The 13776-nt window shown below is 71.2% G+C and carries 9 protein-coding genes and 2 pseudogenes; 6 read left to right on the top strand and 5 right to left on the bottom strand.

Going from position 1 to position 13776, the window contains the following annotated elements; all coding sequences use genetic code 11:
- Positions 1 to 666 precede the first annotated feature (666 nt).
- From KME75_RS20155 to gcl, 6 genes are all read left to right on the top strand, one after another.
- The gene (locus KME75_RS20155; RefSeq protein WP_219416413.1) at positions 667 to 2115 is read left to right on the top strand and encodes an MFS transporter; all 1449 of its coding nucleotides are present in this window, start codon (positions 667 to 669) and stop codon (positions 2113 to 2115) included.
- Between the two features lie 115 nt (positions 2116 to 2230).
- A complete protein-coding gene (locus KME75_RS20150) occupies positions 2231 to 2938 on the top strand; it encodes a haloacid dehalogenase type II (protein ID WP_281424591.1) in 708 nt (235 codons plus the stop codon).
- 539 nt (positions 2939 to 3477) lie between these two features.
- Positions 3478 to 4116, top strand: coding sequence for a hypothetical protein (locus KME75_RS20145; protein ID WP_219416411.1), 639 nt, complete (start codon positions 3478 to 3480; stop codon positions 4114 to 4116).
- A gap of 349 nt (positions 4117 to 4465) precedes the next feature.
- Positions 4466 to 5026, top strand: coding sequence for a DUF421 domain-containing protein (locus KME75_RS20140; protein WP_219416410.1), 561 nt, complete (start codon positions 4466 to 4468; stop codon positions 5024 to 5026).
- 242 nt (positions 5027 to 5268) lie between these two features.
- The gene (locus tag KME75_RS20135) at positions 5269 to 6156 is read left to right on the top strand and encodes an NAD(P)-dependent oxidoreductase (protein ID WP_219416409.1); all 888 of its coding nucleotides are present in this window, start codon (positions 5269 to 5271) and stop codon (positions 6154 to 6156) included.
- 11 nt (positions 6157 to 6167) lie between these two features.
- A complete protein-coding gene (gene gcl, locus KME75_RS20130; RefSeq protein WP_219416408.1) occupies positions 6168 to 7934 on the top strand; it encodes a glyoxylate carboligase in 1767 nt (588 codons plus the stop codon).
- Between the two features lie 232 nt (positions 7935 to 8166).
- Here gcl and KME75_RS20125 read toward each other — a convergent pair whose 3' ends face one another.
- From KME75_RS20125 to KME75_RS20100, 5 genes and pseudogenes are all read right to left on the bottom strand, one after another.
- Positions 8167 to 9018, bottom strand: a complete 852-nt coding sequence (locus KME75_RS20125; protein ID WP_219416407.1) for a lyase family protein — start codon at positions 9016 to 9018, stop codon at positions 8167 to 8169.
- Positions 9015 to 9922: pseudogene (locus tag KME75_RS47460) on the bottom strand (XcbA family protein). The gene KME75_RS20125 and the pseudogene KME75_RS47460 overlap by 4 nt, the downstream one beginning before the upstream one ends.
- Positions 9919 to 10736 (bottom strand): annotated as a pseudogene (locus KME75_RS20110) (phosphosulfolactate synthase). The pseudogenes KME75_RS47460 and KME75_RS20110 overlap by 4 nt, the downstream one beginning before the upstream one ends.
- Positions 10733 to 12148 carry a PucR family transcriptional regulator gene (locus KME75_RS46030; RefSeq protein WP_219416404.1) on the bottom strand — a complete coding sequence of 472 codons (1416 nt, stop codon included), beginning with the start codon at positions 12146 to 12148 and terminating at the stop codon, positions 10733 to 10735. The pseudogene KME75_RS20110 and the gene KME75_RS46030 overlap by 4 nt, the downstream one beginning before the upstream one ends.
- A gap of 250 nt (positions 12149 to 12398) precedes the next feature.
- A complete protein-coding gene (locus KME75_RS20100) occupies positions 12399 to 13634 on the bottom strand; it encodes an ISAs1 family transposase (RefSeq protein WP_219416403.1) in 1236 nt (411 codons plus the stop codon).
- Between the last annotated feature and the right edge of the window lie 142 nt (positions 13635 to 13776).

The following is a 13776-nucleotide window of genomic DNA, read 5'->3' as shown; positions in this document are numbered from 1 at the left end:
CTTCTGGCTTCAGCACCTGAAGATCACCAGGGGTCGCGCTCGCCCATCACACCGGGTCCCTCACCCAACGCCAACCCAGAGCTGGAACCGGACATCACGCCCAAACGGCCAGAACGCCGGGGCCCTGTCCTCACCCCAGGACGGTTCACCGGTGCACGTGGTCGCGCAAGGAGTGCGTCGACTGAAAATTCGCGTGCTGCTGATCGTTGGCACCGACGCGCAAGCTGCTGGACGTGCGGGTGGCACTCGTCTTCGGACGGAAGCCGGCGAGTAGCGGATCCTTGCGCAGCCATGCCGCTGTCCCGAGGGCGACCCGGCCGCGGCGGAGACCAGCCACACAGTGCGCCGACATCGGCCGCCCGGATCGCGGCAGAGCATGACGAACGCCCCTCGAAGCGCAACCGCTCGGCTGCGGTGCAGCGGGTCGGTGGACTCCTCATCGGGAGGTCAGGCCGCTCGGGCGGCGACCGGAGGACCGACCGGAGCCATCTCTTGACGCACGACCCGGCTCGGCCGTACATTCCGCTATGCGGAGTTGAACTTCCATTATTCTCGACCGGTCGGGCGCGGGACCGGCGCGCATCAACGCCGGCCGCCCGCACGCCGGCCAACCTCCCCGCAGCGCAATGACGGGCCAACACCCCGTTTCCACGCCCGGTGGCGGGCGTGACCGCATCCGCTACTGGCCCGCGCCGTACGGAGGATGGCGCTTCTCGTGAACGACGAGGCCGCTTCGCCAGCGGCTCGCCCAGGTACGTGCATTTCTCTGACAATGAGGTTGTACAGATGCACAGAACGAAGAAGAGATCCCTGCGGCAAGTAGTGATGATCAGCAGCGCGGGCTCGACGATCGAGTGGTATGACTTCTTCATCTACGGCACCGCAGCTGCGCTCATCTTTCCGCAGCTGTTCTTCCCGGGATCGAGCCCGCTGCTCGGGACGCTGCAGTCGTTCGGCACCTTCGCGGTCGGCTTCCTCGCCCGCCCGCTCGGTGGTGTCATCTTCGGCCACATCGGCGACAAGATCGGCCGTAAGAAGGCACTCGTGGCGGCGTTGACCCTGATGGGCCTCGCGACGTCACTGATCGGCTTGCTGCCGGGATATGCCCAGATCGGCGTTTTCGCGCCGATCGCGGTCGTCGTACTCCGGTTCTTCCAGGGAATCGCGGTCGGCGGCCAGTGGGGGGGTGCTGTCCTGATGACGATCGAGACTGCCCCCAAGAACCGGCGTGGGCTGTACGGGAGCTTCCCGCAGCTGGGTGTCCCGCTGGGGCTCGTGCTCTCGAACGTCGTGTTCATCGCCGCGACCGCGCTCTTCCAGGATTCCGTGTCCTCGTGGGGCTGGCGCATCCCGTTCCTCTTCAGCGTCGCGCTCATCTTCATCGCGTACTACGCACACACGAAGCTCGAAGAGACCGACGAGATGGAGCAGGTCCACGAGCAGCACGCCGAGTCCAAGGCGCCCGTCATCGAGGTGCTCAAGGAGCACTTCGGCATCGTCGCACTCTCCAGCGGCGCGGTCGTCATCGCCGGATCGGCCTTCTACATGTACTCGGTGTACATGCTCTCCTACGGTACGACCGTGCTGGGCCTGTCGAGGGGCCTCGTGCTGTGGTCCGTGGTCGCCGGCGCCGTCTTCCAGGTGCCGACACTGCTGGGCGCAGCCGCGCTCTCCGACCGGGTCGGCCGCACCCGGGTCTACCTCGTCGGCACGATCGGGAGCATCATCTGGGCCTTCCCGGCATTCCTCCTGATCAACACCGGGAACCCCGCCCTGGTCGCGGTATGCATCATCGTCGGCCAGATGCTCTTCGCCACCTTCTACGGACCACAGGCGGCATTGTTTGCGGAGCTCTTCACCGCCCGCCTCCGTTATTCCGGCGCATCTCTCGGTTACCAGACCGGTGTCATGCTCGGCGGAGCCTTCACCCCGATCATCGCCACCCTCGTGTACTCCGAGACCGGCAGCTGGGTTCCCGTGGCGCTGTTCCTGGCGGCCACCGGTGTCATCTCCCTCGTCTGCGTGATCATGCTGCGCGGACGCGGCCAAGGAACGAGCGACCAGGGCTCCGCCGCTGACTCGGCATCGGCCGCCTACGCCGAGAAGAGCCGCTGACCCGCACCGGCCTGATCCGCGCGGCCCGCCCGGCTGCTGCCGGCGGGCCGCACAACCCGACCCGACCCGACCTGGGACTGTGCACCCATTCGACCACCGGAAAGTAGATGCAGGAATGACCGCTCCGCAGGCACTGGCCTTCGACATGTACGCCACGCTCGTCGATCCGATCAGGATCTGGAAGCAGCTCGAGCTCCACGTGCCCGGAGAAGAAGCACTCAGGATAGCCCAGGTGTGGCGGCAGAAGCAGCTCGAGTACACGTTCCGGCTGACCGTGATGGAGCGGTACGAGAACTTCGAGTGGGTGACGCGCAGGTCCCTCGACTACGCGCTGGACGAGTGCGGCAAGGAACTGGCGACCAGCCACAGGGACGCGCTCATCGCGCAGTACAACGATCTGGAGCGGTTTCCCGACGTCCACGAGGGGCTGACCGCCCTGAAGGCGCTCGGACACAAGATGATCGTCTTCTCGAACGGCACCCCGCGCATGCTCGAGGCCATCATGGACGCGGCCGGCCTGAACCAGTACTTCGAGGGCTACGTCAGCGTCGACGAAGTGCGGGTGTACAAGCCCTCGCCGCGTGTCTACCGGCACGTCGCCGAACGGCTCGGGCGCCCGCTCGACGAGGTGCGGCTCGTGTCGTCGAACCCGTTCGACGACATCGGCGCCGAGGCCGTGGGCATGAGCGCCGTATGGGTCGACCGTTCGGGAGGGAACTTCTGCCGACTCGGTGACCGACCGGACATGGTCGTTGGGTCCCTGACGGAACTGGCGGACCTCCTCGCATCCCGGACGCAGCCGCAGCTGGATCTGCGTCGGTGACGGCCGTCGTCGCCAGGGCATGCGACCGGCAGGCCCGCCCGTGCGACGACCCGACGCCCTCGCGGCAGGGCTCTACCTCACTGTTCCTCTGGCGGACCAAGGAGATGGGATGCCACCCGTAAATGTTCTCGTCGTCGGGGCGTCGTACGGCTCCCTGCTGGCGTCGAAGTTGTTGCTGGCCGGTCACACCGTGACCCTGGTCGGCCGGGCCGAGGAGGCCGCGCTGATCAACGAGCGCGGGACGATCGTCCGGATGCCGGTCAGGGGCCGCGGCGGCCTCACGACCGTCGAATCGCGGAGTCTGCCGGGCGTTCTCTCGGCCGCGGTGCCGCTCGCTGTGGACCCCGGCCAGTACGACCTGGCCGTGCTGGCCATCCAGGAGCCACAGGCCGCCTCGTCCGGGCTGCGTGAGCTACTGGAGGCGCTGGGCAAGGCCGGCACCCCCTGCATGTCGATCATGAACATGCCGCCGCTCCTACCTGGCGCGGCTCCCGGACGTCGACGTCGACGCCTGCCGGCAGTGCTACACGGATCCCGCGGTGTGGGACCACCTCGACCCCCAGCTCATGACGTTGTGCAGCCCGGACCCGCAGGCGTTCCGGCCACCGGACGAACCGGACAACGTCCTTCAGGTGCGGCTTCCCACCAACTTCAAGGCCGCCCGGTTCGAGTCGGCGGAGCACACGGCCGTCCTGCGCAGGCTGGAAGCCGACATAGCCGCCAGCCGCCTGCCGACCGACGACGGCGAGATCGAGTTGCCTGTCAAGCTGCGCGTCCACGAGTCGGCGTTCGTGCCGCTCGCGAAATGGAGCATGCTGATCGCTGGCAACTACCGCTGCATCCAGGCGGATGGCGTGCGCTCGATCAAGGAAGCGGTGCACTCGGACCTCGACGCCACTCGGCGCGTCTACACCTGGGTGGGTGAGGTGTGCCAGGCGCTGGGAGCTGCCGAGGAGGACCTCGTCCCGTTCGAGAAGTACGTGCGGGCGGCCGAGGGGCTCACCAGCCCTTTGTCGGCGGCCCGAGCGGTGGCGGGAGGCGCTCCCGAGATCGAGAGGGTCGACCTCCTCGTCAAGACACTGGCCGCGCAGAAGGGCATGCAGTCCGACGAGGTCGACGGCATCGTCGAGCTGGTGCACGGTCACCTGGAGGAGAACCGCAAGCGAACGCAGCGGTGAGGCTCGCCCCCGGGACGTCCGGGCGCGGCCGAGGAGGCCCCATCCGGTACCCGCTCCACCGGCCGGGCCGAGGACACGACTCCCCCGGCCGGCCCCATGCCGTGGTGACGCCGCCGTCACGCGGGCACCCCGGTCCCGGCCCCGGTCGGGAGGAACCGACGTCGCCCAGCGGCCGGCGGGTCCACTCGCCCCCTGCCCGGGCCCCGTGCGCCACCGGCACCTTGCGACGATCGCGGCTCACCGGTCCGTCGGCGGCACCCGATCCCGGGCCGCCGCGAGCGCGCGGAGAAGCCGCAACAGCGCGACCGCCGCTCGTCGCAGCGTCGAGCATCCCGACGGAGGGCTGGGTATGAATGCGATATTCGGTGATGCCGGCCTGCTCGGCTCGGTCGCCGCGAAAGCGGCGCTGCTGTATCTGACCGCGGTCGTGGGCTTCCGCGTCGCCGCCCGCCGGTCGCTGGCCGACATGTCTCCGTTCGATTTCGTCGCCGCGGTCGCGATCGGCTCGATCGTCGGTCGCGTCCCGAACGCCAGCGACGCCGGCTACGCAGCGGGGGCCGTGACGCTGGTGGTCGTCCTCATCGCGCACGCGATCACCGCCCGTCTCCGGCACTTCCGGCCGGTGTCGGCGCTGATCGACCACGAACCACGGCTGCTTGTCGCCCACGGGGAGCTGCTGCAGCAGCAGGTGCGCCGCAGCGGGCTCACCCGGGCCGACATCGAGGGGCTGCTGCGAGAGCGCGGCATCGGCAGCATCTCGCAGGTGCGGTATGTGATCCTCGAGCAGCACGGCAGGTTCTCCGTCCTGCGGGAGGACGGAACACCCGCCGGTGCGGACGACCTGGTCGCGCCCGTCGTCGCGAAGGCGGGCGTACCGCCGGACGGCGAGCACTCGCCGGCACGGGCCTGACACCAGTCCGGTTTCCGTCCTGCGCGCATCCTGACCGGTCCTCGGCCCCGCCGACGACGACCGGGTCCGGGTCCGGGTCGGTGCGCCGCACCGCGGCGCGTCACATCGTTCCAGTCGATCCCGTGCGCTCCACGAGCTTCCCACCGCGCCCTGACGGCTCGGCGCCGTGGGGCCGTCCGTCGATGCCGGCGACCGGCTCCCGCCGTTCCTGGCTCGTGTCTCACACGAAAGGAGCAGAACTCATGACCACTATCGGCTTCATCGGCCTCGGCGTCATGGGCGGCCCGATGGCCGCCAACCTCGTGGCCGCGGGGTTCGACGTCATCGGGTACAACCGGAGCCCGGCCAAGGTGCAGGCGCTGATCGACAAGGGCGGCAGGGGTGCGGCGAGCATCGCCGAGGCCGTCCGCGACGCCGACGTCGTGATCACGATGCTGCCGGACTCGCCGGACGTCGAGGACGCCGTGATCGGCGCGGTCGGCGTTCTCGCCGGCGCCCGGCCGCGGCTGCTGCTCATCGACATGAGCACCATCCGCCCGGACGTCTCGAGGCGGATCGCCGCGGCCGGTGCGCAGAAGGGCGTCCGGGTCCTCGACGCGCCGGTGAGCGGCGGGGAGGCCGCCGCGATCGAGGGCACGCTCTCGATCATGGTGGGGGGCGACACCGCCGACGTCGCCGACGCGAAGCACGTGTTCGAGGCGGTCGGCCTGACGATCGCCCACGTCGGCGCGCACGGGGCCGGCCAGATCGTCAAGGCCGCCAACCAGCTCATCGTCGCCGGCAACATCGGACTGCTCGCCGAGGCTCTGATCTTCCTGGACAGCCACGGCGTTGACCTGGACCCCGCGGTGCGGGTGCTCGGTGGCGGCCTGGCCGGCAGCACCGTGCTCGAGCGCAAGGCCCCGGGGATGCTCGCCGGGAACTTCGCGCCCGGCTTCCGCCTCGCGCTGCAGCACAAGGATCTCGGGATCGTGACCGCCGCCGCGCGCGAGGCCGGAGTCGTGATCCCGCTCGGCGCCACCGTCGCCCAGATGGTCGCGGCGCTGGTCGCCCGGGGCGACAGCGACCTCGACCACTCCGGCCTGCTGAAGCTCGTCTCCGAGCTCTCCGGCCGACCCCTCAGCACCTGAAGGAGACCGTCATGGCTCGTATGACCGCAGCGGACGCCGCCGTCGCAGTGCTCCGACGCGAGGGCATCACGCACGTGTTCGGGATCCCCGGCGCGGCGATCAACCCGTTCTACGCCGCCATGCGGCACGACGGCCAGCTCGAGCACGTGCTCGCCCGCCACATGGAGGGCGCTTCGCACATGGCCGAGGGCTACACCCGCACCCGCGCCGGGAACATCGGCGTCTGCGTGGGCACGTCCGGTCCCGCCGGTACCGACATGATCACCGGCTTGTACTCGGCGATGGCCGACTCCGTCCCGATCCTCGCCCTCACCGGACAGGCACCGGTCGGCAAGCTGCACAAGGAGGACTTCCAGGCCGTCGACATCGCCGCGATCGCCACACCTGTCACGAAGTGGGCGGTGATCGTGCTCGAGGCTGCGCAGGTGCCCGGCACCTTGCAGAAGGCCTTCCACCTCATGCGCAGCGGGCGTCCCGGTCCCGTGCTGGTCGATCTCCCGATCGACGTGCAGACCACCGAGATCGAGTTCGACGTCGACACCTACGAGCCGCTGCCGGTGGCGGTGCCGGCCGCGACGCGGCACCAGGTCGAGCGGGCGCTGGACCTGCTCGACCGCGCCGAACGGCCCATCATCGTGGCCGGCGGCGGGATCGTGAACGCCGACGCGGCCGGGCTGCTCGTCGAGTTCGCCGAGCTCGTCGACGTCCCCGTCGTCCCCACCCTGATGGGCTGGGGGACGGTGCCGGACAACCACCCTCTCATGGCGGGCATGGCCGGGCTGCAGACCGCGCACCGCAGCGGGAACGCCACGGTGCTGGCCGCGGACTGCGTGCTGGGCATCGGCAACCGCTGGGCGAACCGGCACACCGGGGAGCTCGACGTCTACCGGGGCGAGCGCACGTTCATCCACATCGACATCGAGCCCACCCAGATCGGCCGGATCTTCGCGCCGGACTGCGGCATCGTCTCCGACGCCGGCGCCGCCCTGCGCGAGCTGATCGCCGCAGCCCGGGAGCGCCCGCGGCCCGACCGCAGTGCCTGGGTGGCCGAGTGCGTGCAGCGGCGGGCCACCCTGGAACGCCGGACCCACTTCGAGAACGTGCCGATCAAGCCCCAGCGGGTCTACGAGGAGATGAACCGCGCCTTGGGCCCGGACACCCGGTACGTCAGCTCCATCGGGCTCTCCCAGATCGCCGCGGCGCAGTTCCTGCACGTGTACCGGCCCCGGCACTGGATCAACTGCGGGCAGGCCGGACCGCTGGGCTGGACGGTGCCAGCCGCGCTGGGGGTCTGCGTCGCCGACCCCGACGCCACCGTCGTGGCGGTCTCCGGTGACTACGACTTCCAGTTCCTGATCGAGGAGCTGGCGGTCGGCGCGCAGTTCAACCTGCCCTACGTCCATGTGCTGCTGAACAACTCCTACCTGGGCCTCATCCGGCAGGCGCAGCGCAGCTTCGACATGGACTACTGCGTCCAACTGGGCTTCGACAACGTCAATTCGCCGGACCTGCGCGGCTACGGGGTCGACCACGTCAAGGTGGCCGAGGGACTCGGCTGCAAGGCGCTGCGAGTGCACGCCCCCGACGACCTGTTCGCGGCCCTCCAGGACGCGCAGAAGATGACCGCGGAGTTCCGGGTGCCGGTCGTCGTCGAGGTGATGCTGGAGCGGGTCACGAACATCGCGATGGGTGCGCGCATCGACGGCATCGTGGAGTTCGAGGACCTGGCCACCGGCCGCGACGACGCACCGACCTCCATCGCGTCGCTGGCCGAGTAGGGCCCCTCCCCGGCTACCTCCCCGGTCACCCGGTCGGGCACCGGGGAGGCCGTCCCGGCAGCGGGACGGGTGGAGGCGGACGGGAATCGAACCCCGCCTGACCGAGACGATCGGCCACCTCGGTGTTGAAGCACGCGGCGACCACAGACACCGATGGGCACGATCACGCGGGCCATCGTTCGTCTCCAACCTTGCGGGCGAGGTCGAGCACGTGCCCGGCCGCACGCACCCGCTACGCGGACCCGGCCGGTTGGACGGGTCGTCCCGCCCTGGCCGTGGCCTCCGCGACGAGCCCCGCGACGGCGGCGTCGCGGTGAGCCTGTTCCCGGAGGTTCCACTGGTGGCGCGACGCCGACCGCCGGAGGAGGCGCCGGGCCGAGCGGCCCACCTCGTCCGGTGCGGCTCCACCCGGCACGGCGCGGGCGGCGACGGCTGCGGAGTGGTCCTCAGCGGCCCGGTGGGGCAGGTTCAGCTCCTTCAGGTCACGATCGGAGAACCGGTCCTCGCCACGGGCCTCGGCGGCCGTGGCCTGCGCTCCCACCCGCTGGTAGGCCGAGCGGTAGTCGAGGGTGAAGCCGAGCGTGATCGGCACGCCCACCTGCCCGTGGGTCCGCGCGGCCATCGGGGTGGCGCGGTGGCGCTGCGCCAGGCCGGTGAGCATCGCCAGCAGGTCGGTGAGGTCGCTGCCGACGAGGTCCCCCACCCTGCGCAGGGTCAGGGCGGTCCAGGTGTCGGAGACGTCCTGGACGGTGGCGCCCAGCCCCACGTACGGCGCGGCGTCCGGGCCGGCCTGCGCCCTGACCCAGTCGACGAGCCCCGCGGTGGAGTGGCCGGTCCGCCGGGTGGCCTCGGCGACCGCGGGCAGATCGACCGAGGCGTTCTCGGCGACCGCGCCGATCCGCTCGGCCGCGCTCCCGGGGACGAGTCCGAGGTCGGCCTGGGCCGCGGCCAGTGCGGCGTAGACGCGCAACCAACAACGGAGCCGGTGGTCCTCGGCGAACCAGGCCCGAGTCTCCTCCGTGCCCCAGAGGTGGGCGTACTGCAACGAGTCCCGCAGGTGGGTCGCCCCGCCGGTCACGGTCACGACGTCTCCCCCGGTCGCGGGCGCTGCGGGGCAACGACCGCGGCCAGTGCCGTGCCCACCTCGCGGTGCGTCGCCCCCCACGGCACCACGGCCGTCCGGCCGCGGATCTCGATGCCCCGTTCGAGCAGGCAGCACTTGGTGATCCGGGGCGCGCCCCCGTCGGGAAGCCGGGCCGGGCAGAAGTCGACCTGCGCGGGCCGGTCCCCGTAGTGGTGCTCGTGGATCTGGGCCGACCGCTCGCACCCGAACAGTGTCCAGTCACCGCGGCGGGCCGGGCCGTCGTCGAGGTAGTCGATCGTCGCGGTCCGCTCTCCCGCCTCCGATCCCGCGCCCCGGCACGGCAGCAGGAACCGGCCGCTGCCGCGGGCCTTCAGCCACGCGGGCAACGAGGTCAGCCTGGCCTGTACGCGCAGCGGGGGCAGGTCCTCGTCGACCTCGATCGCCCGGCGGACCATGTCGACGAGCTTCGCGGGGTGCGGCGGGACGACCTCGTCCACCAGCACCGTCACCGGGTCGGGCCGCCAGATGAGGTTGACGTGGGAGTAGCGGCCGTGCACCACGTAGGCCGACACCCCGTCGGCGCGGTGCCGGGCCGCCGCGGCGGCAGCGCCGTCGCGTTCCCCACGTCGACGTCCGGGTCGTCGATCCACACCAGCTCGTCGGGACGGGCGAGCAGCCGCGCCTCGGCGACGTCGCGGAAGAGCCCGTCCCCCGGGGCGGGCCGCACGCCGAGCAGCGCGGCGCCCTCGTCCCAGCGGGCGAGAAGGAGCGCGGTGCGGCGGTACACCTGTCGGGCCAGGACATGGTCGGCGAGCTCGTCCAGGTGCGACGGAGGCGCGACCCGCTGCACGGACAGCCCGCGGTAGGGGCGTGCGATCGTGTTCGCCGTCGGCAGCGGGATCATCGCGGGATCCCCGCGGTGGTCAGCCCGGCGGTGTCGGCACGCAGCCCAAGCCGGAGGGTCTCCACCGGCAGGACGTCGCCGAGCTCGATGTTGCCGAGGTTCACCGACGGCCCGAGGTGGTTGATCAGCCAGGCCTGCTGGGTCTTCCGCGGTGCCTCGAACACGACCCGGTCCAGGGGGACCTCGCGCGCGATCGCGTCGACGAGCGCGTCCCGCACCTGTCCGTCCGGCTCGAACAGCCCGACGGTCCCGGACTCCCGTCCCTCGGCGACGACGAGGGACGCGCCTGCCTCGAGGTCGTCGCACATCTCGCCCGCCCAGTCCGCCGCGACGACCTGCGCCAGCGGATTCTTCTGCCCCGTCTCGGCCAGCACCACGAACTCCGGCGCCAGCATCCGGATCAGGGCGCGCTTCTCGGGCCTGTCGATCAGCCCCAGCCCGTTGGACACCTCCACGGCGGCGATCTCGTTCGCCCGCGCCCACCGACGAACTCCGCGGTCCGGCCCTGGGCGACGGCGATCTCCAGGAAGGTCCCCCCGGTGCAGAGCTGCACGGAGGACCCGCGACAGAGCTGGACCCGTTCGCGGAGAGCGCGGTCGACGTGGCCGGTGCCCCAGCCCAGCTTCAGGAAGTCCACCGCATCGGCGACCTGCTCCAGGTGGGCACGCAACAGAGCAGGGGGCAGCCCTTTGTCCAGGACGTGGGTGATCCCCGACGAGCGTGGCTTGGCGCTGCGGGGCGGCAGGCTGAGGAAGCCGACCCCGTCGCTCGTCCCCGCTCCGACCGCCGACCCGCTCGTGGCCGTCGCGTTCACGCGTGCTCCTTGGTCGCGCCGGCGAACTGCTGCGCCGCCAGGTAGAGCCGCACCGCGAGTTCGAGATCGAATCGCTGCGCGGGGTCGTCGAGCCGGGCGCCGAGCAGCTGCCTCATCACCCGCATCCGGTACTTCACCGACGATGCGTGCAGGTGCAGCAGGCGCCCGGACTCCTGCGGGCTGCCGCAGGTCATCAGGTACGCGTAGAGCGTCTCCATGAGCTGACCGCCGAAGCGGCTGTCGGTGAGCAGGTCCCCGAGCACCCGCTCGACGAAGAACGGGATCTGGCCGGCCGACACCGCCGTCAGCACGTCGGCGATCGGACCCAGCTCCTCACTCACGGCGACGACCGGGAGGCCGAGGTAACCGGCGTTCCGACGCTGCAGGTGCGCCACCGCACGGACCGCGGCATAGCTGGCGCGCAGCTCGTCGCCTGCCGACGCCCGCGGCCCGACCGACACCGCGAGGCCGGGCACCGCCAGCCCGTCGAGGACCTCCTGCCAGGCACGAGCCTGGGCGTGCGGTTCCGTGGCGCCCTCGTCGGAGTAGACCCCGAGCAGCCCCGTGTCCCCCGGCACCAGGGTGACCGTGCGCAGTTCCGGGTGCGCGGCGCACGCGCGTCGCACGCGTTCGCCTAGGGTGCGGGCCGGGAGGCCCTCCACCCGGTCGGGCAGCGAGATCACCACGGGCCGGCACGGGGGGCGGGGCTGGCCCACGGCCCCGACCGGCCCGGCAGCGGGGGGAATCTCGGTGGCCAGCCAGTCGGACAGGGCGGCGCGGTGGCGCACGTCCCGGATCTCGTCGACGAGCCGCCTGCGCTGCAGCAGCAGCAGTGCGAGGTGGCGCAGCACCTCCTCCTCGCCGGCGCTCCACCAGCCGGCCGCCGGCAGCTTCAGACTGCCGGCCACCTCCCCGTCGGCCTCGACGAGCATCGTCCGGGACCGCCCGGACGTCGCGAGGTTCCGGTACTCCGACCGGCTGGTTGCCACCGTCTCGTTGTGGACGTCGAGCAGGGTCACCGGCGCCCCGAGCAGATCGTCGACCGCGTCGACGAACGCCTGCACGTCGTCGTCGGTCACGGCGCGGATGACGCAGGCGAGCGACTCGGCGGACGCGGAGTCGGAGCGGCGGGGACCCGACAGGTGCGCGACGAGTGCCTCCTGCACGCGGCGCGCGGCCGCCGACTGTTGCGTCCCGCTCGCACCGGTCGAGGCAGTCGCGGCGAGGAAGGCAGCTGCCAGCCGAACGACGAGCCGATGGTCGCCCGCCGTCGCCAGGACCGTCGGGACCAACGCTCCGAGCCACTCCACGTCCTCGTCGCACTGCGCCGGCCGCTCCACGTGCACGTCGCCGAGCCCGGGGCCGCGTAGGACGAGCCGGCGGGCCCGGCGCAGGTGGTCCACGACCGCCACCGGATCGGAACCGGCCAGGTCGATCAGTGGCGGGTGCGCGGTTCCGTAGCCGCTTCCCGATGCGGGATGTGCGCCGCGGGCAGCGGGTCGACACTGGTGAGCGTCAATGCTCAGCCCTCCTCATGACCGTTGTTCCCAGGTCCGGGTGGCACACGCTAGGCACCGCACAGCGGGGGGAGCTGTACGGAACTGACACACTCGGCCCGTTCTGCGGCGCCTAACAGGCGCCCACAGGGTCCCGGCAAAGTGGTCATGTGATCTTGTAGGTGTCGAGCGGGCGGCTGGTGTCGCGGGCGTGGTGGCGCAGTGCGGCGGCGATGTTCGTGGCGCCCGATAGCCGTAGCGCGGTGATCGCGAGGTTCCGCAGCGCGGCCATGACCTGCGGGCCATGCGCGGTTCGGACTTGAGAGCGATCTTCGTCGAAGGACACGTCGCGGACCCAGTGCAGCTGGTTCTCGATCGACCAGTGCCCGCGGATCCAGCGGGCGAGCAGGACCGGGTCGGCGTGGAACGTGGTCAGGCTGGTGATCGCGTAGACGGTCACCGTCGTCCACTTGCGGCCGGTAAGCGAGCGGCGCCGCCGGACGAGGTTGATGGCCTGGGCGGCATGCGGGAAGAACTCGCCGCCCAGGTCGGGGCATCGGTTCAAGCTGATGACGGTGATCGCGCGGGTCTCGACGCGGCCGTGGCCGCGGCCCCGCTGACGGGCGCCGACCTTGACCTGCACCCAGGGCAGCGCTCGCAGCCTGCGTAGTAGCGTGGGCTGGTTCGCCTTGACCGTCATCAGGTAATGCCCGCCACGGTCGTGCAGGTAGCGGGCGTGGCCGCGGTGCGTGTGGAGTGCGTCAGCGCTGATCAGGACCTCGCGGAGATCCAGTTGATCGAGCAGTGTAGTGAACGCAGCGATCTCGCTGCCCTTCTCATCGACCTGCACCTGCCCCAACACGGCCCCGCTGGCCTGGTCGATCACCGACACCAGATGCGGCGCCGCGACGGCGCCGTCGGTGTCGCGGGTGCGGGCGCCGCGCACGGTCTTGCCATCCAGTGCCAACACCCGGCGCTGCTCCCGCACCGGCACGCCGGCCTCCGGCACTCGCGCGGCGAGATGAGCCAGCGCCCACGCCTGCAGCGCAGCCTCCAACGCCAGGGCGTCGATCTGCTGCAGGACCCGGCGGATGGTCGACTCGTGCGGGACCACCGTGCCGACTCCGAGCACCTCGAGCACCGCGTGACCGGCGTCGTGGGCGTACTCGGCGACCGCCGCGAACGACCGCGCCCCGGCCAACACCGCGCACGCCCCGAGCAGCAACACCGTGAGCACACCGTGGCGGACCCCGCGAGCCGCCCTGGGATCCGGCACCATTGAAAGGGCTTCTACCAGCGACAACACCACCACATTCGCAGAGGAAGGGGTGCTCACCTCATCGGGTGGGACCTCCACGTGGTCAAGGACGGCAACGATCGGGGAGACTGACAGCGCGGGCACGGGCTTCCTGACCTGATCAAGGACTTAGACACCCTCATGATCACGTCGGGTCCGTGCCCGCACTCATACCTCTACCCGCCTGTCGCCGCAGGTCAGCGACCACTTATCGCGACCTTGCCGGGGCCCTGCAGGCGCCCAGGCC

The organism is Pseudonocardia nigra, assembly GCF_019396355.1.
GTDB classification, from domain to species: domain Bacteria; phylum Actinomycetota; class Actinomycetes; order Mycobacteriales; family Pseudonocardiaceae; genus Pseudonocardia; species Pseudonocardia nigra.
The sequence above is the reverse complement of the archived record's forward strand: the minus strand, read 5'-3'. Positions and strand labels throughout refer to the sequence as shown.

Coding starts and splice junctions, on each gene's coding strand:
- KME75_RS20140 (WP_219416410.1), top strand. CDS start 4,466: ATGAATGCGATATTCGGTGATGCCGGCCTGCTCGGCTCGGTCGCCGCG.
- KME75_RS20135 (WP_219416409.1), top strand. CDS start 5,269: ATGACCACTATCGGCTTCATCGGCCTCGGCGTCATGGGCGGCCCGATG.
- KME75_RS20150 (WP_281424591.1), top strand. CDS start 2,231: ATGACCGCTCCGCAGGCACTGGCCTTCGACATGTACGCCACGCTCGTC.
- gcl (WP_219416408.1), top strand. CDS start 6,168: ATGGCTCGTATGACCGCAGCGGACGCCGCCGTCGCAGTGCTCCGACGC.